The organism is Thioalkalivibrio sp. HK1 (genome assembly GCA_000583135.1).
Taxonomy (GTDB): domain Bacteria; phylum Pseudomonadota; class Gammaproteobacteria; order HK1; family HK1; genus HK1.
Genome location: JFBG01000015.1, coordinates 16,683 through 41,034 on the forward strand (window position 1 = coordinate 16,683; position 24,352 = coordinate 41,034).

The 24,352-nt window shown below is 61.5% G+C and carries 22 protein-coding genes and 1 other RNA gene; 9 read left to right on the top strand and 14 right to left on the bottom strand.

Annotated elements, in window-relative coordinates:
- Window positions 1-133 precede the first annotated feature (133 nt).
- The 3 genes from BF99_RS0105510 to BF99_RS0105520 all read right to left on the bottom strand — a co-directional run bounded on the left by BF99_RS0105510 (window position 134) and on the right by BF99_RS0105520 (window position 4,317).
- On the bottom strand, window positions 134-1,408 hold the full coding sequence (locus BF99_RS0105510; protein WP_051482794.1) for an FAD-dependent monooxygenase: 1,275 nt from the start codon (window positions 1,406-1,408) through the stop codon (window positions 134-136).
- Complete coding sequence (locus BF99_RS0105515; protein ID WP_025770084.1) at window positions 1,405-2,910, bottom strand: FAD-dependent monooxygenase; 1,506 nt, start codon at window positions 2,908-2,910, stop codon at window positions 1,405-1,407. The genes BF99_RS0105510 and BF99_RS0105515 overlap by 4 nt, the downstream gene beginning before the upstream one ends.
- Before the next feature lie 93 nt (window positions 2,911-3,003).
- Window positions 3,004-4,317, bottom strand: a complete 1,314-nt coding sequence (locus tag BF99_RS0105520) for an aminopeptidase P N-terminal domain-containing protein (RefSeq protein ID WP_025770085.1) — start codon at window positions 4,315-4,317, stop codon at window positions 3,004-3,006.
- 208 nt (window positions 4,318-4,525) lie between these two features.
- Here BF99_RS0105520 and BF99_RS21860 point away from each other — a divergent pair, with 208 nt between their 5' ends.
- The 4 genes from BF99_RS21860 to BF99_RS0105535 all read left to right on the top strand — a co-directional run bounded on the left by BF99_RS21860 (window position 4,526) and on the right by BF99_RS0105535 (window position 6,650).
- Complete coding sequence (locus BF99_RS21860) at window positions 4,526-5,158, top strand: cell division protein ZapA (protein WP_025770086.1); 633 nt, start codon at window positions 4,526-4,528, stop codon at window positions 5,156-5,158.
- A gap of 2 nt (window positions 5,159-5,160) precedes the next feature.
- A non-coding RNA gene (gene ssrS, locus BF99_RS24045) (6S RNA) lies at window positions 5,161-5,341 on the top strand.
- Between the two features lie 109 nt (window positions 5,342-5,450).
- A complete protein-coding gene (locus BF99_RS0105530) occupies window positions 5,451-6,149 on the top strand; it encodes a 5-formyltetrahydrofolate cyclo-ligase (RefSeq protein ID WP_081759121.1) in 699 nt (232 codons plus the stop codon).
- 18 nt (window positions 6,150-6,167) lie between these two features.
- Entirely contained in the window at window positions 6,168-6,650 is a 483-nt protein-coding gene (locus BF99_RS0105535; RefSeq protein ID WP_025770088.1) for an EVE domain-containing protein, read from the top strand.
- 136 nt (window positions 6,651-6,786) lie between these two features.
- Here the strand turns inward: BF99_RS0105535 and ilvA are convergent, their stop codons facing one another.
- Together ilvA and BF99_RS0105545 are read right to left on the bottom strand one after the other, a co-directional pair.
- Complete coding sequence (gene ilvA / locus BF99_RS0105540; RefSeq protein ID WP_025770089.1) at window positions 6,787-8,316, bottom strand: threonine ammonia-lyase, biosynthetic; 1,530 nt, start codon at window positions 8,314-8,316, stop codon at window positions 6,787-6,789.
- 191 nt (window positions 8,317-8,507) lie between these two features.
- Window positions 8,508-8,978 (bottom strand): Panacea domain-containing protein, encoded by a 471-nt coding sequence (locus BF99_RS0105545; RefSeq protein ID WP_025770090.1) that lies wholly within the window; start codon window positions 8,976-8,978, stop codon window positions 8,508-8,510.
- A gap of 146 nt (window positions 8,979-9,124) precedes the next feature.
- On the opposite strand from BF99_RS0105545, the gene rpiA reads away from it, so the two are divergent.
- Together rpiA and BF99_RS0105555 are read left to right on the top strand one after the other, a co-directional pair.
- A complete protein-coding gene (rpiA, locus tag BF99_RS0105550) occupies window positions 9,125-9,778 on the top strand; it encodes a ribose-5-phosphate isomerase RpiA (protein WP_025770091.1) in 654 nt (217 codons plus the stop codon).
- Between the two features lie 276 nt (window positions 9,779-10,054).
- Window positions 10,055-11,320: an MFS transporter gene (locus BF99_RS0105555; protein WP_156013178.1), complete on the top strand. Its 1,266-nt coding sequence runs from the start codon at window positions 10,055-10,057 to the stop codon at window positions 11,318-11,320.
- On the opposite strand, the gene BF99_RS23705 is transcribed toward BF99_RS0105555, so the two are convergent.
- Complete coding sequence (locus BF99_RS23705) at window positions 11,308-11,574, bottom strand: hypothetical protein (protein ID WP_231471314.1); 267 nt, start codon at window positions 11,572-11,574, stop codon at window positions 11,308-11,310. The two genes, BF99_RS0105555 and BF99_RS23705, sit on opposite strands and share 13 nt — an antisense overlap.
- Between BF99_RS23705 and BF99_RS0105560 the strand changes: the two genes are divergently transcribed.
- The 3 genes from BF99_RS0105560 (at window position 11,566) to phbB (ending at window position 14,916) form a co-directional block, all read left to right on the top strand.
- Window positions 11,566-12,348, top strand: a complete 783-nt coding sequence (locus BF99_RS0105560) for a hypothetical protein (protein WP_025770093.1) — start codon at window positions 11,566-11,568, stop codon at window positions 12,346-12,348. The genes BF99_RS23705 and BF99_RS0105560 overlap by 9 nt on opposite strands.
- Before the next feature lie 547 nt (window positions 12,349-12,895).
- Complete coding sequence (locus BF99_RS0105580) at window positions 12,896-14,071, top strand: acetyl-CoA C-acetyltransferase (protein ID WP_025770095.1); 1,176 nt, start codon at window positions 12,896-12,898, stop codon at window positions 14,069-14,071.
- Between the two features lie 122 nt (window positions 14,072-14,193).
- Window positions 14,194-14,916, top strand: a complete 723-nt coding sequence (phbB, locus tag BF99_RS0105585) for an acetoacetyl-CoA reductase (protein ID WP_025770096.1) — start codon at window positions 14,194-14,196, stop codon at window positions 14,914-14,916.
- A gap of 76 nt (window positions 14,917-14,992) precedes the next feature.
- On the opposite strand, the gene BF99_RS0105595 is transcribed toward phbB, so the two are convergent.
- From BF99_RS0105595 to BF99_RS0105635, 8 genes are all read right to left on the bottom strand, one after another.
- Window positions 14,993-15,574, bottom strand: coding sequence for a nucleoside deaminase (locus BF99_RS0105595; RefSeq protein ID WP_025770097.1), 582 nt, complete (start codon window positions 15,572-15,574; stop codon window positions 14,993-14,995).
- Window positions 15,575-15,694: 120 nt separating this feature from the next.
- Window positions 15,695-16,936 (bottom strand): pyridoxal-phosphate-dependent aminotransferase family protein, encoded by a 1,242-nt coding sequence (locus BF99_RS0105605; RefSeq protein WP_051482797.1) that lies wholly within the window; start codon window positions 16,934-16,936, stop codon window positions 15,695-15,697.
- A complete protein-coding gene (locus BF99_RS0105610; protein ID WP_025770099.1) occupies window positions 16,936-17,787 on the bottom strand; it encodes a prephenate dehydratase in 852 nt (283 codons plus the stop codon). Before BF99_RS0105610 ends, BF99_RS0105605 begins: the two co-directional genes overlap by 1 nt.
- Before the next feature lie 87 nt (window positions 17,788-17,874).
- Window positions 17,875-18,675, bottom strand: a complete 801-nt coding sequence (locus tag BF99_RS0105615; RefSeq protein WP_025770100.1) for an alpha/beta fold hydrolase — start codon at window positions 18,673-18,675, stop codon at window positions 17,875-17,877.
- A gap of 6 nt (window positions 18,676-18,681) precedes the next feature.
- Window positions 18,682-20,025 carry an O-acetylhomoserine aminocarboxypropyltransferase gene (locus tag BF99_RS0105620; protein WP_025770101.1) on the bottom strand — a complete coding sequence of 448 codons (1,344 nt, stop codon included), beginning with the start codon at window positions 20,023-20,025 and terminating at the stop codon, window positions 18,682-18,684.
- A gap of 68 nt (window positions 20,026-20,093) precedes the next feature.
- On the bottom strand, window positions 20,094-21,383 hold the full coding sequence (gene glcF, locus BF99_RS0105625) for a glycolate oxidase subunit GlcF (RefSeq protein WP_025770102.1): 1,290 nt from the start codon (window positions 21,381-21,383) through the stop codon (window positions 20,094-20,096).
- Between the two features lie 33 nt (window positions 21,384-21,416).
- Window positions 21,417-22,577: a glycolate oxidase subunit GlcE gene (glcE, locus tag BF99_RS0105630; protein WP_025770103.1), complete on the bottom strand. Its 1,161-nt coding sequence runs from the start codon at window positions 22,575-22,577 to the stop codon at window positions 21,417-21,419.
- A 26-nt stretch (window positions 22,578-22,603) separates the two neighbouring features.
- Entirely contained in the window at window positions 22,604-24,148 is a 1,545-nt protein-coding gene (locus tag BF99_RS0105635; RefSeq protein WP_081759123.1) for an FAD-linked oxidase C-terminal domain-containing protein, read from the bottom strand.
- Window positions 24,149-24,352 lie beyond the last annotated feature (204 nt).

Sequence of the window (24,352 nt, forward strand, 5' to 3'; positions counted from 1 at the left end):
GCAAAGCCAACTTGATCCATCGTCGTTCATTTCTTTTTATGTGGCTGAATCTCGAACGCTATCTTTGCGTTTTCCGATGCCTTTTCGGATCGAAAAACGATCGTCGACAAAGCGCCGATTCGCCATCGGGGGATCATATTCCGTCGGGGCTTGTTTCGTTGCCGATATCGCTTTCGCTCTGTGGCGGTCGCTCTTTCTCGTCCGAGCCGCTTGCCGGTTTTCGTGCCGATGGGGGTAGGTCGCCGACGATGCCGGAGGCCAAGCGCATGGTGCAGGCTTTGAAGGGCGGGAGTCGTTCGGCCAAAAAGAGCCCGGCTTCGCGCAAAGCGCGTATCGGGGCCGCCGGATGGGTGAAGAGGTGGTGGAAGCCATCGAGGGTCAGCTGCATGGCCAGATTATGGCCGCGGCGGCGGCGTTCGTAGCGCCTTAGTACGGCGGTGCTGCCCGGGTCTTGGGTTTTTTTGCGGGCGCGGATGAGCGTTTGCGCCAAGGTCGCGGCATCCAAAAGCCCCAGATTCACCCCCTGACCGGCCAAGGGATGCACGACTTTGGCGGCGTCCCCGACCAAGGCGATGCGCTCGCCGATCAAGGATCGCGCATGCAGATGGCGCAAGGGGAAGGACGCCCTTTTCCCCGTGACTTCCACCTTTCCCAAAATATGATCGAAGGCTTGGGCGAGGTGCTCGCCCAAGGCCTCGTCATCGAGGGCGCAAAGGGTTTCGGCATGATCAAGCGAGGTCGACCAGACGATGGAAGAGGCGCTTTCGTCGGCCAGCGGCAAGAAGGCCAGCGGACCGTTCGGTAAAAAGCGTTGCCATGCGATCCGGCGATGGGGCAGTTCGCTTCGCACCTCGGTCACCAGCGCTCGTTGGTGGTAGTCGCCCGAGCGATGCTCGATCCCCGCGATCTGGCGCACGGCCGAATCCGCACCGTCCGCTCCCACCACCAATCGCGCTCGCAAGCGTTCCCCTCCCGTCAAGCGAAGAATCGCTTGACCCTTGTCGAGGACGAGGGATTGAGGAGCCTCTCCCCGGATGGTCTCCACCCCTTCGATGCCCTCGAGACGATCCTCCAAAGCCCATTGCACGCTCTCGTTGTCGATGACGTAGCCCAAGGCGGCCTCGCCGATCGATGCGCTGTCGAAGCGAACCGGGTGTCGATTTTCCCAAACCCGCATCCCGCGGATGGGTCCCGCTCTATCGGGGGGCAAGCGGACTCCCAAGGAGGTCAGGATGCGCATCGAGGCTTGGGTCAGTGCGCTCACCCGCAGCCCGAGACGCTCCGACGGGGGCGGGGTCCTTTCCCGGCGGCGTTCGATCATCGCAACGTGCATGCCATCGCTTCCGAGGGCGAGGCCCAAGGTCGCCCCCACGATGCCGCCGCCGACGATGATGACGTCGTATTTCATCGAGATCCCTCAAGGTCTTGATCGTCTTCGCCTTCGAGCGATGGCGCGGGCGTCGGCCGGATCCCCAGCGCGAGATCCGGCACCTTGCCTGCGAGCCCCGTCGCTTGGCGCGTCAAGGCCCTTTTGAACCCCGGCAGGAGGTCGAAGGCGACCAAGCCGGGGGCGCGCATGAGGGCGATGGGAGAAAAGCGGTGGCCGAAGAGGCGCACCAAGCCATCGGTGAAGCGCCGGGTGCGGGCGTGATCCGGGGCGCGCCAACGCCGGTAATCGAAAAGCGTTTGTCGATCGCCGCCGTCTCGGCCTTGCGATCGCGCCGCCATCACCATTTGCGAAAGACAGGCGGCGTCGCGCAGTCCGAGGTTGAATCCCTGCCCCGCCACCGGATGCAGACGGTGGGCGGCATTCCCGATCGACACGCTGCGCCGACCGATGATATCGCGGGCGTATTCGAGTTTCAGATCGAAGATGCGGCGTCGATCCGCGGCGCGAAATCCGCCCATTCGCCCGCCGAAAACGCTATCCAAGGCGGCGAGAAAGTCGGTTTCGCAGGCGGTGCCGAGCCGGTGAATGCGATCCGGCGAAGCGCAAAGAACCAATCCGTAGCGAGGTCCTCCCATCGGTAGCAAGGCGACGGGCCCCTCGGGGGTGAAGCGCTCGAAGGCGGTGAAGGGATGCGGGGTGCGAACGCTGACGACCGTGGCCAGGGCTCGCTGGGGGTAGGTTCGCTCGCAGGTAGCGACCCCCAAGGATTGCCGTAAGCCCGAACGACCGCCGTCGGCGATTGCCAAAAGCGAAGCGACGAAGGGGGTATCGGCGCGCTCGGACGGGGGAGTCGGGCGGGTGCCCGGGGGTGGATGCGAAAGGGATCTCGGGATCGACGGCGGGTCTTGCCCGATCGCATTTGGAAAGACCACATGCGGGGCGATCCCGTGGGCGAGCGGGCAAGCGCCTTCGATGCGCCCGCCGATGCGATGCACCCCGCCCGATGACTTCGAATCGACGGAGCGCCTTTGAACTCCTGGTGAGAGATCCCGCCGCCCCAAGGCCTTGTCCAGCGCTTGTCCCAACGATGCGGCATCGATCACCTTGCCGAAGCATTCGAGATCGAAACGCCCCGCTTCCAACCTCGCCGCGCCGAAGCGACCGGCCTCGGAGATATGGATCGAGCGGATCGGGGTCGCTCGCTCGGTCAGCGATTTTTCGATATCGAGGGCTTCGAGCATCCGCCACGAAGCCAAGGAAAGCGCCAGGGGGCGGGGGGTGAAGGCCCCGGGAGCGAAGGATCCGGATCGATCCGGTGCTCGCCGATCCCTTGTCGATGCCCCCGCCGACCCGGTTTCGGGATCGGATTCGTTGCAGGTCTTCGCCGCCAAGGAGAAGGATGGATCGACCAGCAAGGCTTTGGCCCCGCCATCGGCCAATGCGCATGCCAGCACCGCTCCGATGGCGCCGCCGCCGGCGATGGCGACATCGTAATGTTCGACGGGATCGTTCCGATTCATCGTTCGTGGTCGGGTGGGCTCGGCGAAATCCGGCTCGATTCCAAGGCCGGTGCCGGGGCCAAGCCCCGGGCGATCCGATGCGCGGATGCGATTCTAAGAGGCGCTCCCGGTACCGGTGATGGCCTCGATCTCCTCGATGGATTTCGCGGCCGCGGCCGTCAATACCTCGCCCCCGTCTTCGTTGACCAGCACATCGTCCTCGATGCGGATGCCGATGCCGCGCAATTCATCCGGGATATTGCGCTCGTCCGGCGCGAAATAAAGCCCGGGCTCGACCGTGGTCACCATCCCCGGGGCCAACCCTCGCCACTCGCCCTTCACCCGATAGTCGCCGACATCGTGCACGTCCATCCCCAGCCAATGACCGGTGCGGTGCATATAGAAACGGGCGTAGCGATGGTTTTTCAAGATATCGTTGCGACGACCCTTTATGAGCCCCATGCCGGTCAATCCGTCCACCAAGGTCTCCACCGCCGCTTGGTGGACATCCTCCAAGGTATTTTTCGGGGCGACCGCGGCGATCGCCGCTTCTTGCGCCGCCAGCACCAGAGCATAGAGATCGCGTTGGGTCGGCGAGAACTTGCCGTTGACGGGGAAGGTTCGGGTGATATCCGCGGCGTAATATCGATACTCCGCCCCGGCGTCGATCAGCAGTAGTCCGCCGTCTTCGAGCACGCAGTCGTTGCTGACATAGTGCAAGACGCAGGCATTGGCCCCGCCGGCCACGATCGAGGGATAGGCGGGGGAGCGGCAACCCGAGCGCATGAACTCGTGCATCAACTCCGCCTCGATCTCGCACTCGTTCATCCCCGGGCGGCAAATACGCATGGCGCGCTCATGAGCCCGGGCGCTGATCCGGGCCGCTTCGCGCATCGCGTCCATCTCCGTCTCGCTCTTGCGAAGGCGCATTTCGTCGACCAATCGATCGACGGGCACGATATCCGCCGGGGGCTGCATGCGAGATCGAATACGAAGCGCGGAGATCCATTCGATCATCCGCCGATCGAGCGCCGGATGATTGCCGATGGTGTAGAAGATGCACGATCGTCCGTCGATGAGATCCGGAAGGTGGCGATCGATCGATTCGATATCGAACGACTGCTCGACGCCGTGGCGACGGCGCACGCCTTTGAGCCCCAAACGCTGTCCGTCCCAACGCTCGGCGTGGGCGTCGCGGTCGCGACAGAACATCAAGAACTCCCCCTCTTCGCGATCCGGGATCATCACCGCCACCGCTTCGGGTTCGTCGAATCCGGTGAGGTAGTGGAAGGTGCTTTCGGGGCGGAAGGGAAATTCCACATCGCGATTGCGCGGGTGGGCGGGGGAAGTCGGCAAGATAGCGATGCTGTTTTCGGGCATCATGCCCAGCAGCCGCTTTCGGCGTTGTCGGTATTCGTTCCGATGCATGGGATTGATCGTCGCCGGTTGGAGTGGATAGGTAGCCGATGGGGCTTTGAAAGATCGTGCAGAATTCGAAACCGCTATGCTATCACTTGCCTTCGGTGCGGTTCTCGAAGTGATACGCTGCGTTGCGGGGAATCGTAGCGAAGGATAACGATCGGATGATGCGATGATTCGTTCTCGCCCCGTCAAAAAGAGGCGAAGGGGATAAGCCATGAGCGGTGATGAATCCGAAGTGGTTACTATCCGGGTGCTCGGTAAGGAGTATTCGGTGATCTGTCCGCCCGGGGAGCGCGAAGGGCTGTTGTCCAGTGCATCGTTGTTGGACGAGCGTTTTCGCGAGATGCGAAAAAGCGGAAAAATCATCGGCACCGAGCGGATGGCGGTGATGGCGGCCCTCAATGCGATGCATCAGGTCGAGAAGATCAAGTCCGAGCAGGCCGAGATCGTCACCAAGGCCCAAAGCGAGGTCGAGCGCATGGAGGCTCGGTTGAGCGAGGCCATCGCTCGGTTCAAGGCCTCGAACAAGGACGAGGGGACGGAGGTCGATGCGGATCCGGATCGTTCCTACCGGGATCGCTCGACCGATCCGGAATGGTTCGGTCTGGCATCGCCCGATCCGCTGATATCGGATACGCTTGCCGAGCCCGAGGCCCCTTCGATGGGATCCGAGCCGTCCGCGGCCGACGCTTCGCAGGCGAACAAAGCCCAAGACGAGCCCGCCGACGCTTCGCTCTCGAGCCCTGATATTCTCGATCCGGATGATTTCGGTCTCGATCCGAGCCGATCACCGGATCCCCTTTTTCCCGCGCCGGGAGACGATGATCCCCCGGTGCGCCCGACATGACGCCCCTGCGGGCATTCGACTGCGCTAACCACCTCTCGAGCCTGATTCCAATGACAACGGGAGCCGGGACTGATGCGCTGTTGTGCAACGCGCTTTTCGCGCAAGGCCTGATGCGTATCACTTGGCGCCCACCTGAACCGAAGAGGTTCAGAGGTCATTGCGCACGAGGATGTTTGCAGGGTGCGTCATTTTTTTCTTCTTCTCCTTGGGCATCGATGCGAGCCTTTCTTTTCGCAGATTCCCCGATCTCGGGCCTCGTCGTCGGATCGAATGGCGAACCGTCGATCCTCGGATGGCTCTCCAAGGGATATCCGAGCGTTCGGTGAATCGCAGCGCCCCTTCGAACGGCCTCGATGCCTCGCCGGGGACGATTGCCCGAAAGGAGCGGATCGAGCGGGCGAATCTTCGGCGGGCGCTGCGTCGGCGTCGGCGGGCGCTCCCGGCGGCATTTCGCCTTCGGGCGTCCAGAGCCTTGGCCCGGCAGATTGCCAAAAGCCCTTGGTTTCGCCGCAGTCGTCGTATCGCCGCCTATCTTCCAAGCGAGGGGGAGATCGATCTCTCGCCGCTGATCGATATCGCCCGCAAGCGAGGCAAGCGCGTCTATCTTCCGATCATGCACGGGCGCGGTCTTCGCTTTTTGCCCTTCGATTCGAATACCCGATTGATTCGAAATCGCTTTGCGATCCTGGAGCCCTCGCTTTCGATCGCCCGTGCAATCCACCCTTTTTATTTGGATCTGGCGCTGCTGCCGGTGGTGGCCTTCGATGCGCAGGGCAATCGCCTCGGGCGGGGCGGCGGTTATTATGATCGCTGCTTCGCCGCCCGGCAGCGTCATCGTTTCTTGAGAGGGCCGAAGTTGGTCGGTACCGGCTATGCTTTCCAACGGGTGTCAAGGCTTAACCGCGCGCCTTGGGATATTCCTTTGGATGCGATCGCAAGCGATGCCTTTTTCACCCCGATCGAAGGCCTGCGGATAAGCCATCACCTGTGATCGAGGATCGAGTGCGAGATGCCTTCGAAACGCGAACCCCGCCGTTATTGGCTGATGAAGACCGAACCGAGTGAATTCGGTATCGACGATCTGATCGCCCTTTCGAACAAGACCGAGCCTTGGGATGGGGTGCGCAACTACCAAGCGCGCAATATGATGCGCGATGAGATGAAAAAGGGAGATCGCGTCTTTTTCTATCACTCCAACTGCGAGACGCCGGGGATCGTCGGGATCGTTCGAGTGGTCAAGGAGGGCTATCCGGATCCGACCGCATTCGATCCCAAGGATAAGCATTACGATCCGAAGAGCGATCCCGAAAACCCCCGCTGGTATCTGGTGGATGTGAAATACGAGCGCAAGCTCAAGCGCACCATCACCTTGTCCGATCTCAAGGACAAGGCGGCGTATTTGGAGGGTTTGGCGTTGGTGCGGCGGGGCAATCGCCTATCGGTGATGCCGGTCGACGAGCGGCACTGGGAATATATCCTATCGCTGGAATGAGGCTAAAAATAGAGGATCGACGATAGCGGACGATATCATCGAAAGAGTCGAAGGGTCGATTCGTCGATGACTTCGAGTCGATGATCTCAAATCGGTGATCTCAAGATGATCTCAGGGGGATATCGAGTCCGCTTGGCTAGCGCAGGAAAATCTTATAGGCGGGGTTGTCGGTTTCCTCGGCCACGATATAACCCACTTCATCCAAGAACGATTGGAAATCGCCCCGTTCATCGGGCGGCACTTGCAGGCCCATCAACACCCGGCCGTAATCGGAGCCGTGGTTTCGATAGTGAAACATGCTGATATTCCACGGCTTTCGCCCCATGCGGGTGAGAAAGTTCATCAACGCCCCGGTGCGCTCCGGGAAATCGACGCGGTAGACGATCTCGTCGTCCACTTGGGGGGCGTGCCCCCCCACCATATAGCGGACATGCAATTTGGCGATTTCGTTATCGGTGAGATCGAGGACCGGATAGCCGTTATCGCGCAAGGAGGAGACCAAGGCTTTTTTATCCTCGTTCGAATTTTGCACCTCGATCCCGACGAAGATATGGGCATCGTGATCGTCGGCATAGCGATAGTTGAACTCGGTGATGGTGCGGGTTGCGACCAACTCGCAGAATTTGAGCAGGCTACCGGCCCGTTCGGGGATGGTCACCGCAAACAGGCATTCTCGTTGTTCGCCGAGCACCGCCCGCTCGGCGATATGACGCAGGCGATCGAAGTTCACGTTCGCCCCGCTGATGATCGCCGCATAGCACGGGCGGCGGGAGCCGGTCGCATTGGCGTGTCTGGCGGCGTAGCGCTTCATCCCCGCAACCGCAAGGGCCCCCGCAGGTTCGGCGATGGAGCGTGTATCTTCGAAAATATCCTTGATCGCAGCGCAGATCTCGTCGGTCGATACCAGCAGTACTTCGTCCACATATTCGCGGGCGAGGCGGAAGGTCTCGGCTCCGATCCGTTTGACCGCGGCGCCGTCGGCGAAGCTGCCGACATGATCCAAAACCACCGGCTCTCCTGCGGCCAGCGCGGCATGGAGGGTGGGGGCGTCTGAGGGTTCGACCCCGATGACCCGGGTTTGGGGCCATAGGGATTTGATATAGACCGCCACCCCGGCGATCAATCCGCCGCCGCCGACGTCGACGAAGATTGCATCCAAGGGGTCGGCGTGTTGCCGAGCGATCTCCATCGCCACCGTTCCTTGGCCGGCGATGATCTTCGGATCGTCGAAAGGAGGGATGAAGGTCAGTCCGCGCTCGGCGGCGATCTCCAGCGCCCGCTCTTTGGCATCGTCGTAGGATTCGCCGTGCAGGATGGTTTGCGCCCCCAAGCGCTCGACCGCTTCCACCTTGATCAGCGATGCGTTTTTCGGCATCACGATCATGGCCCGCACTCCCAAGCGGCGCGCCGCCAATGCCACCCCTTGCGCGTGATTGCCTGCGGAGGAAGCCACCACTCCCCGGGCGCGCTCCGACTCTTCGAGCGACATCAGTTTGTTATACGCCCCCCGGATCTTGAAAGAGAAGACCGATTGCAGATCCTCGCGCTTGAGCGATATGTCGCAGCCCAAGCGTTCGGAGAGCTTGGGGGCGGGATCCAAGGGCGTTTCGCGGGCGACATCGTAGACGCGGGCCCGCAGAATTTCCGCGATGTAGTCGATATTCATGCGAAGAGTCTACGAATTTATCCGATCAAGAATCAAAGACGTTCTGAGTCGTCGCTCGACGACTCCTGAGATTTCACCGGATCATAATGGAAGATGAGCGTCGGCCATGAATCCTTGGGGTTTTGGGCAATCGATCCTCGGTCATCGTATCGAGCCGCGAAATCGACACTCGATCCGGGCTCGTTTTCGGCTCATGCGTTCGCTCGATGATCATCCGCCGGCCGGATCCCGCAATAATATTCGTGCATGTCGGCGCAGGTGATGATCTCGTCGCTGTTCTCGGCGGGTGCCACCTTCGCCCGCTCTCGCGCTTTTTTCCACGGATCTTCCAGATGCGAGAGATCGCTGAGCCATTGGGCGCTGCGGTCTGCGTAAAAATCAAGGACGGCATCGATGGTCGCCTTCGCCTCGTCATCCAATCGATCGGAATCGCCCTCGATATCGTCGATGCCGACCTTGAATTTCCCGCGATGGATACGGTAGAGGGCGGGGCAGACCGGGCCATTCATCCAAGCCTCGATCCTTTCGTCGAAGAGCGGCCTTTCATCCCAGACCAACGACCAGCATTGTGCGTAATACACCAGTTTTTGCAGCTTCATCGCGGTCATATCGGATCGCTTTTCGAGGATGTATCGAGCGACATCGAAAACGGAAGGATTCATCGGATGGCTCCCTTTTATCCATCGCAGGTTATATCAGTCCGTTATGTCGGACTGTTTTTCAGGAAGTGTATCGGTAATGGTAACCCTTCGGGATGCGATCCGAAGGGTTTTCGGGCGGGCATCTACGAGTACGAGCGAGGATCGAAATGAATCGAGAAGAGAAAAAACGCGCGGCGGCTTGCGCGGCATTGGAGTTCGTGATCCCCGGGGAGCCGGTGGGAGTGGGCACCGGTTCTACCGCCAACGCCTTCATCGAGGCGCTAGGCGGGATTCGCGGGCGCATCGACGCTGCGGTCGCAAGTTCCAAAGAAACGGCGAGTCGGCTTGCCGCCGCCGGGATCCGGGTGGTCGATCTGAATGCCGTTTCCGATTTGCCGGTCTATATCGACGGCGCCGACGAGTGCACCCGTCATCGCCATTTGATCAAGGGCGGGGGCGGGGCGCTGGTGCGCGAGAAGATCGTGGCCGAGGCTGCCGGGAAATTCATCTGCATCGTCGACGATTCCAAGCGAGTCGAACGGCTCGGCCGCTTCCCCTTGCCGATCGAGGTGATCCCGATGGCCCGCGCTTTGGTCGCGCGCAAGATGGTGCGATTGGGAGGGCGTCCCGAGCGTCGAGTGGGTTTTCTGAGCGACAACGGGAACGAGATCATCGATATCCACGATCTCGACATCCTCGATCCCCCGGCCCTCGAGGCCGATCTGAACCAGATCCCCGGGGTGGTGGCCAACGGGATCTTCGCCCGCCGGGGGGCGGATGTGATCTTGATGGCCACCGAAGAAGGGATCGAAAGTCTTTGAGGGTTGCGGCGAAGGGCGCCCGAGATCGCTCTTTCGCATCCAAGATCGTTCGAACCGGCATCGCTTGGGATCGATATCGAAATCGGCGAATTCGCCTCCCGGGGCTTACGATTCCGGGCGTTCTTTCAAAGGGCGACAGGGGAAAGCGATATACACTTTTCGCGGATCCGAATCCTTGGAGCCGCCGAAAGATCCGCGCTCGGTTTGCAGCGGCGACGGATCACTCCCTTAACTTCTTGCTTCACTCCCTCCTTCTTCGACCTCGACTTCCTGTCCGTGTTCACCACCTTCGCCCCATCGACCGCGATCACCGTCCTCGGGGTGGCATTCGGTATGAATCTCCTGGCGCGCGGGGTGGGCGAGACCTACGCCATCTTCCTGCTACCGCTGGGCGATGAATTCAACTGGTCGCGCTCGGAGCTCACCAGCGTCTACTCGGTGCTCATGATCGCGCAAGGATTCGGGGCCCCTTTGGCGGGATCGATCGCGGATCGCTTCGGCCCCAAAGGCGCCTACCTCTTCGGTCTCGTCTGTCTCGGCGGCGGCTATTTGATGGCCAGCCGACTCGATTCCCTGTGGCAGTTCTATCTTTGTGTCGGGGTTCTCGGCGGGATCGGGGCCGCAAGTTTGGGGATGATCCCGACTCAGGTTCTGATCAGCCGTTGGTTTCGCACGCGGCTGGCAACCGCGATCGGCGTTGCCTACGCCGGGCTCGGTAGCGGGATCATCCTGATCGTGCCTTTGACCCAGATCGCCATCGACGGTCTCGGCTGGCGGGGCGCGTATGCCCTGCTGGGAGCGACGCTGCTCGGCTTGGTGCTGCCGATCGTGATCGCGCCGTGGGATAGATGGTGGCGAAAGCGAAGGCAAGCGCCGATTTCGGCATCGCCGGCGATGAGCGTGGATCGCAAACCCGGATCGCAGGTCGCCGGGGCGCAGGTCAGGACCTTGCGCACGGCCATGCGGGAGCGGATCTTCTGGGGTCTGTTCGGTATTTTGTTTTTCACCTCCTGTTCGATCTTTTCGCTGACCATCCAGCTCCCCGCCTATCTCGTTTCGCTCGGATATTCCGCGGTCGCCGCCGCGATCGCCTTCGGCGCGCTGGGCTTGCTCTCGACCGCCGGGATGGTGCTTTCCGGGAGCTCCGTGGATCGGATCGGAAGGCGCTCGACCGCCACCGCCGCCTACATCCTCACGCTTGCGGGCGTCGCCCTGTTTTGGTCGATGGCGCTGTGGCCCGCTCTTGGCATCCTCGTCTTCGCGGTCGCCTTCTTCGGGGTATCGATGGGATCGCGCGGTCCGATCGTTTCCGAGCTTTCGGCCAGACTCTATCCGGGCGGTCGGGGCGGGGGGATCTACGGCATGCTGGTTCTCGGGATGGGCTTCGGGGCGAGCGCCGGCTCCATCGTATCGGGATTGCTATTTGACTTGACCGGTGGTTATGCGGCAATATTCGCATTCTCCATGACATCCGCCTTGCTCGGGATGGCTTGGTTTTGGCTGATACCGGCACTTGCGACGGGCAAGCGTCAAAGTGCGTGACATCGAAGCATGAGACGACGATGCAATGCGCAGGGGTTGACCGCCGGTGCTTTTACGGGCATGATCGCACTTAGACCGGTCGCCTTGGTCGAAGTGACATCGTCCAAGATGACGTTCTTGCTTGCACTTTCCTCGGGACGAGCGTAGAATCCCACGGAACAATTGCGGTAGTTCTTCCCCGGAAAGCCGGAGGCGGAATCCCTAAATCCAATCCCCCTGAATCCGCAGGGAGAGGAGAACGAAAAATGACTCACATCAAGATGGCTTTCTCCGGCGCCGGTTTGGCCTTGTTGCTGTTGGCAGGCGGGGCTTCGGCGCAAAGCAATAGCAACTCGCCCGTCAGAGCGCATATCTTCGCCATTCCACCGACGACGGCTCAGGACGATGCCACCATGCGTATTCGCTGCAAGGAAGCGGATACCGCCTGCTCGGTCTGGCTTGACTGCACCGCTCAAAATGATGGCTCGACCTATGGCGGCTTGCTCAACGGCACGATCCCGGCCAAAGGTACCCAAACCCTCTACGCTCAGGATATCGTCGATATCTCAGCCGGAGGCAACTGGGCGGGCAAAGGCCGTTTGGCCTGCGCCGTGCGAAGCGAGCAGATGGTGAGCGCGCAGATCTGGACCCGCTCCGGCGATGGAGTGCTGGTCAACAACAGCGCCGCGATCCGCAGCGTCAACAACCAGGCCGATATCGAATCGATTCCGGCACCGGGTATGGCCGATATCTCGAATATCCGTATTCGTTGCACCCCCGAGGGTGGTTCGGCGGATTGCACGAATACGAGGCTCGAGTGCACCGATGACGAGGGAATGAGGTATACCGGAACCCTCGATACCATCGCCCGGGGCGCGGTGATGTTTTTCCAGACATCCACCTTGTCCGAAATCATCGACCATACTTGGAGCGGGATGGGCTTTTCCTGCCGCATCATCTCGACCCAGCCCTTCACAGTTCAGGTGCTGACTCGTACCGGCGGCGGTGGCGCTCTGGTCAATAACAGCGCAACCGGAAACGAGAGCTGATATCGAGTCCCCTATCGATTAGCGGGCTTTGAAAAGCCGGTCACTTACCATAGAGAAGTGACCGGCTTTTTCTTTTTTTGGGCGAATGTTCTTCCAATCGCAAAATAAACGAGGGATCGTTTCTCTCCTTCGTCGAAAGGCTCGGTACCGAAATCCGCAGTTCTCGGTGCAAAGCGCACCCGCTTTTACGCACTCGCCCCTCGCCTTCGAGCGATCTTCGCCGATCCCGCTTTTCTTTCCGGCCGAGTGTCTTTAGTCGCCTTGCACCGAGAGGGTCAAGGCGGGCATCTTCGCCGCTTGATCGTTATTGTCAGGTCTTGGCACGGTCTTTGCCATATCGCTTTTCGATAGTGGATTGCCAAGCGATGCCATCCAAAGAACCCGGCCAAAGATCGCGGGGCAACGATCACGGCATGCGATCGAATCTTCGAAGATCGGTCGAGGTCGAAGCGCTCGCCGCTGCGGTTCGGCCAAAAGCCAAGACGATCCCTTATTCGGTTCGTTCTCGATTCGAAGATCGAGAACCCCTTATCACAGGAGGATTCCAATGAACGATGTCGTGATTGCCGCTGCGGTTCGCACCCCGATCGGCGCCTTCGGCGGGGGGCTTTCCACCCTGCCCGCCCATGAGCTCGGCCGGATCGCCGTCGAAGAGGCCTTGCGCCGCGCCACCGTCGAACCGGCGGATGTCGATGAAGTGATCATGGGACAGATATTGAGCGCAGGTGCCGGACAAAATCCCGCTCGCCAAGCGGCGGTCAACGCCGGGATCCCGGTCGAACGCACCGCCTACGGAGTCAACCAGCTTTGCGGATCCGGGTTGCGCACCGTCGCCCTCGGATATCAGGCCATTCGAGTCGGCGATAGCGAAGTGGTCGTTGCCGGGGGGCAGGAGAGCATGAGTCAATCGCCTCACTGCCTCCACCTTCGCAACGGCAAGAAAATGGGCTCGGCGGAGCTGGTGGATACCATGTTGAGCGATGGTCTGCTCGATGCCTTCAACGGCTATCACATGGGCAATACCGCGGAAAACGTCGCGAAGAGGTGGCAAATTACCCGCGATCAACAAGATCGCTTCGCCGCGGATTCGCAAAAGAAAACCGAGGATGCGCAAAAGGCGGGTCGCTTCGAAGAGGAGATCGTGCAGGTCACCGTCAAGAGTCGCCGGGGCGAGAGCATCGTCAAGGACGACGAGCATCCCAAGCACGGCACCACGATCGAGGATCTTGCCCGGCTGCGCCCGGCCTTCGAAAAGGAAGGCACGGTGACCGCAGGCAACGCCTCCGGCATCAACGACGGCGCTGCGGTTTTGGTCTTGATGAGTCGCAAGAATGCGACCGAAAGGGGAATCGTACCCTTGGCGCGGATCGTTTCATGGGCCACCGCCGGGGTCGACCCCTCCGTGATGGGAACGGGGCCGATCCCCGCCAGTCGTCGCGCCCTCGAAAAAGCCGGGTGGACCCCGGACGATCTCGATCTGATCGAGGCCAACGAGGCCTTTGCCGCCCAAGCGTGCGCGGTCAACAAGGATCTCGGATGGGATGTCGAGAAGGTCAATGTCAACGGCGGGGCGATCGCTTTGGGGCATCCGGTGGGTGCATCCGGCGCTCGGGTTCTGACAACCCTCCTTTATGAGATGCGTCGGCGGGATGCGAAAAAAGGACTCGCCACGCTGTGCATCGGCGGGGGGATGGGCATTGCGATGTGCGTGGAGCGCGAATGAACGGCTCCGCTTTTCGCTTAGGCCAAGAAAAGCGATGATCCGCCTCGCCTCGAGGGGAGAGCGGATCGCTTGTCCTCGCTTCATAAAAACAACGAAGAACGCTTCTTATCGGAGGAAGAAAGATGACACGAACGGCGATAGTTACCGGTGGAACCCGGGGGATCGGCGCTGCGATATCGATGGCCCTTCTCGATGCGGGAAATCGGGTTGCCGCCACCTACGCCGGCAATGACGATGCCGCCAAGCGTTTTGCCGAGAGCACCGGGATCCATACCTTCAAATTCGATGTATCGGATTTCTCCGCCTGCGAAAGCGCAGTGCAAAGGATCGGCGCCGAGGTCGGCCCCGTCGATATCTTGGTCAACAACGCCGGGATCACCCGAGACGGCACGATGCACCGCATGTCATTCGATCAATGGAATGCGGTGCTGCAAACGAACCTCTCCTCTTGCTTCAACATGTGCCGCTGCGTCATCGAGGGGATGCGTGAACGCGGTTTCGGGCGGATCGTCAATATCGGTTCGGTCAACGGGCAGGCGGGTCAATACGGGCAGGTCAACTACGCCGCCGCCAAATCGGGGATCCACGGTTTTACCAAGGCCTTGGCGCAAGAAAGCGCAAATAAAGGCATCACCGTCAATGCCATCGCCCCCGGTTATATCGATACCGATATGGTAAGAGCGGTTCCGGAGAAGGTCTTGGAGAAGATCATCGCCACCATCCCCGTCGGTCGCTTGGGCCGGGCCGAGGAAATCGCCAAAGCCGTCCTTTTCTTGACCGACGAGGAGATGGGATTCATGACCGGCTCCACCTTGTCGATCAACGGCGGCCAGCACATGTATTGAGGGCGTTTCTTGCCGATCAAGCAAGAGGGTCTTTGGCGCAAAGACGCTCTTGCTTGATCGATATGGGGATCGGGCTTTAGCGAAGCGGGATATCGTTATCCCCCTTTCCGCTTTGGTAGTCCAAGGAGAGCGCATCGTAGCGCCGGCTGATGGCGTCGATGCGCGCACTGTTGTCATCGGCGAGTTCACGGATCGGAGTGGCGGTGAAAAAGGCATTGCGCCGATTGAGCCCCGTTGCCGGCGAGAAGAGCTCTCTTAGCATGCGAATATCGTGCGGGATCGCGAACTGGGCTTCCGTATCGCGATAATCGAAGAGGAAATACACCTCGGGGATGCCGCACCAGCTGATCGCGGCCGCGCACATCGGACAGGGTTCGTGGGTCGAGAGCAACAAGCAGCGATCGGGGGATGGTCTTTCGGGTAGTCGGTGGTATTCTCGAAGGGCAACCATTTCCCCGTGCCACAAGGGGCAGTCGGTATTTTCCTCGTTGGTCCCGGCGTTGACCAAAGAAAGGTCCGATCGCAGCAAGACCGCCGCTCCGAAAACCTTGTCCCCGGCGGCCACCCCGCGCTCAGTCAGGGGCAGGATATCCTTTTCGATGACATCCAGCAGGCGGCTCGCCAATCGGGGATCGTCCTTTTTTCCATTGATATTCATCTCAATCGACACTCCCTCGGTGTTCCTTGCTCGATATTCCTTATCCGAAATAAGCGGGACGTTCGAGCCTGACCCTCGATCGGATCCTTATCGACCCGCTCGTTATCGGCCATCGATCGACTATCGAAGATCAAAGCCTAAGCTGTCGATGGCGGCTTCGACCCCGCCCTTGCCGTAGGGTACATCGAAATGCTGAAATGCCAGTTCGATCGACCCCAAAGCCCCGAGCAGCATGGCTTCGTTGACCCAGCCCATGTGTCCGATGCGAAAGGCGCGCCCCTCCAAAGGACCCAAGCCCGAACCCAGCGACACCCCCGGTCCGTCGCGGACCCATTGCCGGATTCGATCGATATCGAAATCGGGATCGATGCGGATGGTGGTGACCGCATTCGAGCGTTGATGCGGCAAAGGCACATTGAGCTCGATCGATCCGCTCGATGCCCAGCGCTCGACCGCCCCATGCACCGCCCGCGCCATTCGAAGGTGGCGGGCGAACACCCCATCCAGACCCTCCTCGAAAAGGATATTCAATCCCTCGCGCAGCCCCCAGATCAAGTGCTCCGGCGGCGTGCCGCAAAACTTCATATAGAACTCGTCCCCGGTGCGCACCTGCCAATCCCAATAAGCCCTTCGGGGGGCGTCGGAGCGTCCGCCGACCTCGATGGCGCGCTCGCCGACCGCGGTGAATGCAAGGCCGGGGGGCGCCATCAGCCCTTTTTGCGAACCGGCGATGGCGACATCCACGCCCCATTCATCCATCCGAAAATCGACCGTGCAAAGGGAGGCGACCACATCCACCAATAACAAGGCGGGATGGCCGGCAGCATCGATCGTCTGTCGCAGCGCGGCGATATCGCTGGTCACCGAGGTTGCGGTATCGGTCTGCACCGCCAGCACCGCCCGGATGGGATCATGACGCTCCCGATCCGCTCGAAGCCGTTTTTCCACCGCATCAAGGTCGATGGCGCTTCGCCCGTCGCCGGCGATCTCCTCGATCTCGGCCCCGAGCCGGCGGGCCATCTCCGCCCACGCTTTCGAGAAGACCCCGGTATGGGGGACGAGCAGACGATCTCCGATCCCGATCAAATTGGAAAGCGCCGCTTCCCAGGCCCCGTGGCCGTTCGCCGCATACATGAAGATGTGGCTCTCGGTCTTGAAGATCCTTTTCATATCCTCGATGGTCGATTCCGCCAGGGCGACGAATTCCGGATCGAGGAGATCGACGGCGGGACGATTCATCGCCGCCAGCACCCGATCCGGGAGATTCGTCGGGCCCGGCGTCATCAGAACATTGCGACCGTAGCGCGGTCCGCAGGCGGATCCATGCCCGCTTTTTCGCTTCGTATCCTTTGACCTGTCCATCATGCCATCGCTCCCCCGCCGGCTCGAAAAGAGTGGATGGGATAAACCCCCAAGATCGTCACCACGCTCGAATAAAAGCGTAATTCCTCGAGCGCCTGCTTCACCTGCGGGGAATCGACATGCCCTTCGAATTCGGCATAGAAACGGGCCACGGTGAATCGGGCATCGACGATATAGCTCTCGAGCTTGGTGATATTGACTCCGTTGGTGGCGAATCCTCCCAAGGCCTTGTAGAGGGCGGCGGGCACGCTGCGGACTTGGAAGAAGATGGAAGTCATGCACGGCCGATCCGGTGTCGGATGCTCCGGCGTGCGAGACATCAAGACGAAGCGCGTGGTGTTCTCGCGCTGATCCTCGATATGCGAACGCAGGATCGAAAGGCCGTAGATCTCGCCGGCGAGGTCGGAAGCGATGGCCGCGGTTTGCGGATCTCCGTTCTCGGCGATCTGTTTCGCCGCCCCCGCGGTATCGGCGGTGGCGACCGGTCTCAATCCGAGGCTGCGTATCTGTTGCCGACACTGACTCAAGGCCTGTACATGGCTTCTCACGCTCTTGATATCGGCCAAGGACGCCCCGGGTACGGCGAGGAGATGGTGGTGTATCGGCTGGAAATGTTCGTCGACGATAAATAGCCCGGAGTCGGGGAGCAGATTGTGAATATCCGCCACCCGTCCGCCCGATGGGTTCTCGATGGGGATCATCGTCCGCTCGACCGCCCCCTCGCGCAAGGCGGCGAATGTCTCCTCGAAACTCGCATAGGGTACCGGCTGCATCTGCGGCCGAGCCTGCCTGCACGCCAGATGGCTATACGCCCCGAGTTCGCCTTGGAATCCAATCTTTTCGCTCGCCATCGTTCGATCGATTGCCTTTTATCTCGGTAGTGATCCAAAAAAAACGCGCTTTTTTTCGCCTTTCGAAAAACTTGGGTGCCCGAGGATTTACAAGCACTTGCGAAACGCGCTTAGCAGGGCGTCGCGCACGGCATCGGGACGCTCCGCCATCAGCATGTGACCGCAATCGGCAAGTTCGGTGACATGCGCTGCGGGCAGGGAATCGATCAGCGCTCGGGCTCCTTTGGCGGGGGCCATCACATCCTCTTCGCCCAAGATCAGATGAACCGGGCAGGTGGTCTTCGCCGCGCTTTGCAGCCCGTGCCGGTATTCGTTGCAGGCATCGAGGTCGTTATGGAGAACGCCGGGTTCGGCGCGCTCGAGCAGACGCTCGGCGGTGCCGGTCATCCACATGCCCGGTGAGGGGTTGCCGCCGATCCGCGCCGCCTTGCGATGCCCCCAGCGGCTGATCATGTCGATGGCGTCATGATGATTGTTCTTCGCCGCTTCGAGCAGGCTATCGCTGACCGCCATCGGCACCGCGCAGCCGACCAAGGCGGCGGCTTCGATTCGATCCGGCGCCGTGCCTGCGACCTCCAAGGCGACCAGGGAGCCCATGCTGTGCCCGGCGATGAAAAATCGTTCGCAGCCCAAGGCATCCGCAGCGCGAAGTATCCATTTCGCCATGTCGACGATATCGGGCAGCGCCTTGCCTCGAGAGCGACCGTGCCCCGGCAGGTCGATGGCCGCGACGTTGAAGTCATGATGCGCGAAATACCGGCTTTGGTGGATCCAAACGCTATGGTCGAGCCCGGCGCCGTGCACGAAAAACACCGTCGGCAGGCGGGTCTCGTGAGCCCTCGATCCGGTATAGAGAAAGGTCGATGCCCCGTCGATCTCGATATTCACGATGCTTTATCCCTTTTGTCCGGCGGGCGTGGACGAAACCTTGTTCTTGCGCGCGATCGCGCGTTGCGCTCGTTTGAGGGCCTGTTCCAAATCCTCGAGCAGATCGTCGATATCTTCGAGTCCGATCGACAGGCGCACCGTGCCTTCCGACAAGCCCGCCGAAGCCAGAGCCTTGCGATCCATTCGGTGGTGGGTGGTGCTTGCCGGATGGATGACCAACGATTTCGCATCCCCGACATTCGCCAGATGCGAAAACACTCGCAGGGATTCGATGAAGATGCGCCCGGCATCGCGCCCGCCCTCGAGCTCGAAGGAGAAGACCGCCCCGACGCCTTTGGGCAGGAGTCTTTTCGCCAGCGCATGATCCGGATGATGCGGCAGCTCCGGATATCCGACCCTCTTCACCATCTCGTGGCCATCGAGGAATTCGACCGTTCGCCGGGTGTTGGCGACATGACGATCCATCCGCATTCCCAGAGTCTCCACCCCTTGCAGGATGTGGAAGGCGGTGGTCGGGCTCATGCAGGCCCCGAAATCGCGGGCTCCCTCCTTGCGGGCGCGGGAAATGAACGCCGCCGGTCCGTACTCCTCGGTGAAGACCATGTCGTGGAATCCGGCGTAGGGCTCGCTCAAGGTGGGGAAAAGGCCCGATGCCTCCCAATCGAAGGTGCCGCCGTCCACCAAGAGCCCGCCGATGGCCACTCCGTGCCCGCCCAAGAATTTGGTCGCGGAATGAAAGACGAGATCCGCTCCGTGGTCGAAGGGGCGCAGGAGCCACGGAGTGGTGAAGGTCGAATCGATCAGCAAGGGCAGGCCAGCAGCGTGCGCGATGGCGGAGACCGCAGGGATATCGAGCACATCGAGCCCGGGGTTGCCCAGACTCTCGCCGAAGATCAAGCGGGTCTCGGGCCGGATCGCGGCTCGAAAGGCATCCGGATCGCGGGGGCTGACGAAGGTGGTCTCGATGCCGAAGCGCGGCATCGTATAGGTGAGCAGATTATGCGAGCCTCCGTAAAGCGCCGAGGAGGCCACGATATGCTCACCGGCGCCGACGATGGTGGCGATGGCGAGATGCAGCGCCGCCTGTCCGCTGGCGGTGGCGATGGCCCCGACCCCGCCCTCGAGGGCACAGATGCGCTCTTCGAGCACCGATGTGGTGGGATTGGTGATGCGCGAATAGACATGCCCCGGGCGCTCGGCATTGAACAGCGCCTTGGCATGATCCGAATCGCGAAAGACATAGGAGGCGGTCTGGTAGATCGGGGTCGCGCGGGCTCCGGTGGCGGCATCGGGCTGCTGACCGGCATGCAGGCTCAAGGTATCGAAGCGGATGGGTTTGGGTGCGCTCATCGCGCCGTTCTCCTTCGCTATTGGGTTGATCGCGCAAAATCGGAAAATCTACAGATAGGGTTTTTCGATCACGCGCCGGGGTCCAGCAGTTCGATCCAATGCCGTACCGGGGCCTTGGCCGCGTTTCGAAGGTGCAGCAGGCAGCCGATATTGGCGGTGGCGATCGCCTCCGGCTCGTCGGCCTCGAGTCTTGCGATTTTACGCCCGAGCAATTCGCCGCTGATCTTCGCTTGCAGGATCGAGTAGGTGCCGGCGGAGCCGCAGCAAAGATGCCCGTCGACGACGGGGACGAGATCGAAACCGGCGCGAACGAGGATATCCTCGACCACGCCGTTCAATCGCTGGGCGTGTTGCAAGGTGCACGGGCAGTGGAAGGCGATGCGTCGGGGGCCGGATTTCGAAGGGGACGGCGTTGCCGTCTCGGCCGGATTCGGCTTTTCCTCGGTGTTCGTTTTCGTTATCGCCTTCGGAGAGATCCCCGATCCGAGGAGATCCTCGGCGGCCAAGATCTCGCTCAAATCCTTGGCCAGCGAAGAGACCCTCTCGGCCTTGGAGGCGTAGCGGGGATCGTGGGCCAGACTGTGCCCGTATTCCTTGACCTCGGCGGCGCAAGCGCTGGAGCTGATCCCGATGGCCTCGGCCCCGGCCTCGATCTCGGGCCACCACGCATCGATATTGCGCCGCATCATCTCCAATGCCTCTTCGTGCGCCCCCAAATGGCGGCTCGCCGCCCCGCAGCAGCCCGTTGTCGGCATCCGAAGATAGCTGATCCCCAGCGCATTCAGCACCCGCGCCGCCGCGGCATCGATCTCCGGGGCCGCCGGGCCCTGCACGCATCCCGCCAAAGCCGGCACTCGCCGGGGGTGGACCGGCGGCGGCCAGTGTCCGGCGGTTCGGGCGGCGGGAATGCGGCGCGCAAAAACGCGCGGTAAGAAAGGGCGCAGGAGCCGCCCGATGCCAAGGAAAAATGCGAAGCGGCGGCGGTAGGGGATCAGCCAAAGAAGGAGGCGTCGTCGGAGTCGATCCATCGCCGGGCGATCGAGCCTTTTTTCCACCACATCCTTGCCGATCTCCGCCAAGCGGGCGTAGCGCACCCCCGAGGGGCAGGTGGTCTCGCAGGCGCGACAGCCTAGGCAGCGATCCAAGTGGGTGCGGGTGCGCTCGCCGGCGGGCGCTCCCTCCAAGAGTTCTTTGACGAGATAGATGCGTCCTCGGGGTCCGTCGAGTTCGTCGAAGAGCAACTGGTAGGTGGGGCAGGTCGCGGTGCAAAATCCGCAGTGGACGCATTTGCGCAAGATGGCATCGGCCTCTTGCCCTTCGGGGGTGTCACGGATGAAAGCGGCAAGACGAGTGCGCATCGACAACGGGCTCCTCAATCGATGATAAAGGCCTTAGATCCCCGGATACATCCGACCGCGGTTGAAGATGGCGCCGGGGTCGAAGGCGGCCTTGATCCGCTCGTGGAGAAGGCGAAGATCGGAAGGTAAGGGATCGAAGATATCACCGCTGCGATCGCCGCCCCGAAAGAGCGTTGCATGCCCTTTGCACCGCTTTGCGGCGAGGCGGATATCCTTTCCATCGTCGGCGCCGCCACGGATCCAGCGCAAGCCCCCGCCCCAGTCGATGAGACATTCGCCTTGCGATCGATCACCGTTGCCGATATCGAAAAGCGAGGTGCCCGGCGGCAGCGATACCCGCCACAAGGGATCGCTCGCTGCGAAAAAAGGGAGTTTTTGCTCGCGCAGGGCGGCCCAAAAATGCTCCCCTTCGGGCTCGACGGCGGATTCGCATGCGGGATCGGAAGCGGGATCGAGATCGATCTCGAATCCTTCATGGTCGATGACATCGCCGATATCGTCCCCGCCGAGGATCTTGGCCGCGCTCTCGACCCCGCGCACGCTTCCCCAAAGGCGCACCCGAAGACGCCCTCGGCTATGGCAGGCCCCGGAGATCGGAAAAGGCTTCGCCGCCCACGCATTGCAGCGTTCGATGGCTTTGACGGCCTCCATCTCGAAAGAAAGGGTGCGGATCGCCTTCGGTCTCGGCAAGACCTTCAAGGAAATTTCGAGCAGGATCCCCAAGGTGCCCCAAGCCCCGGTCATCAGGCGCGAGACATCGTAGCCCGCGACATTTTTCATCACCTCACCCCCGAAGCGAAGGATCTCGCCCCGACCGTTCATCACCTTGGTGCCGAGCACGAAATCGCGTACCGCCCCCGTATAGGGACGGGCGGGACCGGAGAGCCCGGCGGCGACGGTTCCGCCCAAGGTGGCATCGGCTCCGAAGGCCGGGGGCTCGAAGGCCAGCATCTGAGAGCGCTCGGCCAGAGCGCTTCGCACCTCGGCCAAAGGGGTGCCTCCCCGAGCGGTGAGCACGAGCTCGGTGGGCTCATAAGAGACGATTCCGCGATGATCCCCGACCGGCAAGGCCTCGCCCGAAGGTGTGCTTCCCAACCAATGTTTGGTGCCGCCGCCGATGATCGACAGCGGCGCCCCTTGGGAAACGGCGGCTAGCACTCGCTCTTTCAGGTACTCGCTCGAATCGCCGTCCATTTTCGAAGATCGTCCGCTGCTTGCCTTCAAAAACGCTCGATATCGGCGAAGGGAAGCACTCCGCCTTTCACATGCATCGCCCCGTATTCGGCGCAGCGTTGCAAGGTGGGGATGGCCTTGCCGGGGTTGAGCAGCCCTTCGGGGTCGAAGGCCGCCTTGAGGGCGTGGAATTGGGCGAGTTCGAGGGTTTCGAACTGTACGCACATCTGGTTGATTTTCTCGACCCCGACCCCGTGTTCGCCGGTGATCGTTCCCCCGGCCTCGACGCAGATTTCGAGGATGCGAGCCCCGACCGCCTCGGCTTTTTCGAGTTCCCCCTCTTTGTTCGCATCGTAGAGGATCAGCGGATGAAGATTGCCGTCCCCCGCATGAAAGACATTCATGATGCGAAGACCCGATGCTTGCGAAAGCGCCTGCATCGCATTCAGCACCTTGGGGAGTTCGCGCTTGGGGATGGTGCCGTCCATGCAAAGATAATCCGGCGATATTCGACCGGCGGCGGGAAAGGCGGCCTTGCGCCCGGCCCAGAAGCGGGCGCGCTCCGCATCGTCTTCGGCGATCCGCAGCTCGCTGGCCCCGCAAGCCTCGAAGATCCCTTTGGCATCGACGATCTGATCCATGACCTCCTCCTCGATACCGTCGAGCTCGCAAAGGAGGACGGCGGCGGCTTCGGTCGGGTAGCCGGCTTTGCAGAAATCGTCGGTGGCTCGGATGGCGAGGTTATCCATCATCTCCAATCCCCCGGGGATGATCCCGGCGGCGATGATCTCCCCCACCGCTTGGCCTGCGCTTTGAATATCGTCGAAGGCCGCCAGCAGCACCTTGGCGCAGGCGGGTTTCGGCAGCAGCCTCACTCGCACCTCGACCACCACCCCGAGCAGCCCCTCGGATCCGGTCATCAGCGCCAGCAGGTCGTAGCCGGGGGAGTCCAGTGCCTCGCCGCCGACGGTGATCTCGTCGCCGGCGATCGTGATCACCTTCAATTCCAAGATGTTATGGACGGTGAGGCCGTATTTCAGGCAATGCAGGCCGCCTGCGTTTTCCGCCACGTTGCCGCCGATGCTGCAGGCGATCTGCGAGGAGGGATCCGGCGCGTAATAAAGGCCCAAGGGTGCGACATGCTCGGAGATCGCCAAGTTTCGTACCCCCGGTTGCACCAATGCCGTGCGGTTGATTCGATCGACCTCGAGGATGCGATTGAAGCGCGCCAAGACCAGCAGCACCCCGTCTTCCAAGGGCAGAGCCCCGCCCGAAAGCCCGGTGCCCGCACCCCGGGCCACCACCGGCACCGAGGCTTTGGAGCAGATGCGCATCACCTCTTTGACTTGCTCCACCGTATCGGGGAGCACCGCCATCAGAGGCAGTCGGCGGTAGGCGGTCAGCCCGTCGCACTCATAGACCTTGAGGGCCTCGGGCTCGTGGATCAGGCACGATTCCGGCAGGAATCGGCGAAAGGCATGCAGCAAGGCGAGGCGACGCTCCTTCCGATCGAAATCGGGGGGGGTGCCAAGAGGCGATGCGCCCGATGCGGATTTGCCCGGTGAGAGCGTGGTCGAATGAGAGGGGTTCATCGTTTTTCGGTGGCTTTTCGGATTGATCATCGAAAGATCGAGATTCGAAAGGTCAAGACAATGTGCGCAGCAAAGCGAAGTATAAAGGTGGGAGCGATGATTGCCCGCAGCATCCGGATCCACATCGAATCCTTGCGCGGCGATGAGAGCGGCGATGGGATGGGCGATGGGATGGGCGATGGGATGGGCGATGAGACCAGCGCC

Excerpts from the sequence above, each read along its gene's own strand:
- BF99_RS0105510 (WP_051482794.1), bottom strand. The coding sequence starts at position 1,408 with ATGAAATACGACGTCATCATCGTCGGCGGCGGCATCGTGGGGGCGACC.
- BF99_RS0105515 (WP_025770084.1), bottom strand. The coding sequence starts at position 2,910 with ATGAATCGGAACGATCCCGTCGAACATTACGATGTCGCCATCGCCGGC.
- BF99_RS0105520 (WP_025770085.1), bottom strand. The coding sequence starts at position 4,317 with ATGCATCGGAACGAATACCGACAACGCCGAAAGCGGCTGCTGGGCATG.
- BF99_RS21860 (WP_025770086.1), top strand. The coding sequence starts at position 4,526 with ATGAGCGGTGATGAATCCGAAGTGGTTACTATCCGGGTGCTCGGTAAG.
- BF99_RS0105530 (WP_081759121.1), top strand. The coding sequence starts at position 5,451 with ATGGCTCTCCAAGGGATATCCGAGCGTTCGGTGAATCGCAGCGCCCCT.
- BF99_RS0105535 (WP_025770088.1), top strand. The coding sequence starts at position 6,168 with ATGCCTTCGAAACGCGAACCCCGCCGTTATTGGCTGATGAAGACCGAA.
- ilvA (WP_025770089.1), bottom strand. The coding sequence starts at position 8,316 with ATGAATATCGACTACATCGCGGAAATTCTGCGGGCCCGCGTCTACGAT.
- BF99_RS0105545 (WP_025770090.1), bottom strand. The coding sequence starts at position 8,978 with ATGAATCCTTCCGTTTTCGATGTCGCTCGATACATCCTCGAAAAGCGA.
- rpiA (WP_025770091.1), top strand. The coding sequence starts at position 9,125 with ATGAATCGAGAAGAGAAAAAACGCGCGGCGGCTTGCGCGGCATTGGAG.
- BF99_RS0105560 (WP_025770093.1), top strand. The coding sequence starts at position 11,566 with ATGACTCACATCAAGATGGCTTTCTCCGGCGCCGGTTTGGCCTTGTTG.
- BF99_RS0105580 (WP_025770095.1), top strand. The coding sequence starts at position 12,896 with ATGAACGATGTCGTGATTGCCGCTGCGGTTCGCACCCCGATCGGCGCC.
- phbB (WP_025770096.1), top strand. The coding sequence starts at position 14,194 with ATGACACGAACGGCGATAGTTACCGGTGGAACCCGGGGGATCGGCGCT.
- BF99_RS0105595 (WP_025770097.1), bottom strand. The coding sequence starts at position 15,574 with ATGAATATCAATGGAAAAAAGGACGATCCCCGATTGGCGAGCCGCCTG.
- BF99_RS0105605 (WP_051482797.1), bottom strand. The coding sequence starts at position 16,936 with ATGGACAGGTCAAAGGATACGAAGCGAAAAAGCGGGCATGGATCCGCC.
- BF99_RS0105610 (WP_025770099.1), bottom strand. The coding sequence starts at position 17,787 with ATGGCGAGCGAAAAGATTGGATTCCAAGGCGAACTCGGGGCGTATAGC.
- BF99_RS0105620 (WP_025770101.1), bottom strand. The coding sequence starts at position 20,025 with ATGAGCGCACCCAAACCCATCCGCTTCGATACCTTGAGCCTGCATGCC.
- glcF (WP_025770102.1), bottom strand. The coding sequence starts at position 21,383 with ATGCGCACTCGTCTTGCCGCTTTCATCCGTGACACCCCCGAAGGGCAA.
- glcE (WP_025770103.1), bottom strand. The coding sequence starts at position 22,577 with ATGGACGGCGATTCGAGCGAGTACCTGAAAGAGCGAGTGCTAGCCGCC.
- BF99_RS0105635 (WP_081759123.1), bottom strand. The coding sequence starts at position 24,148 with ATGAACCCCTCTCATTCGACCACGCTCTCACCGGGCAAATCCGCATCG.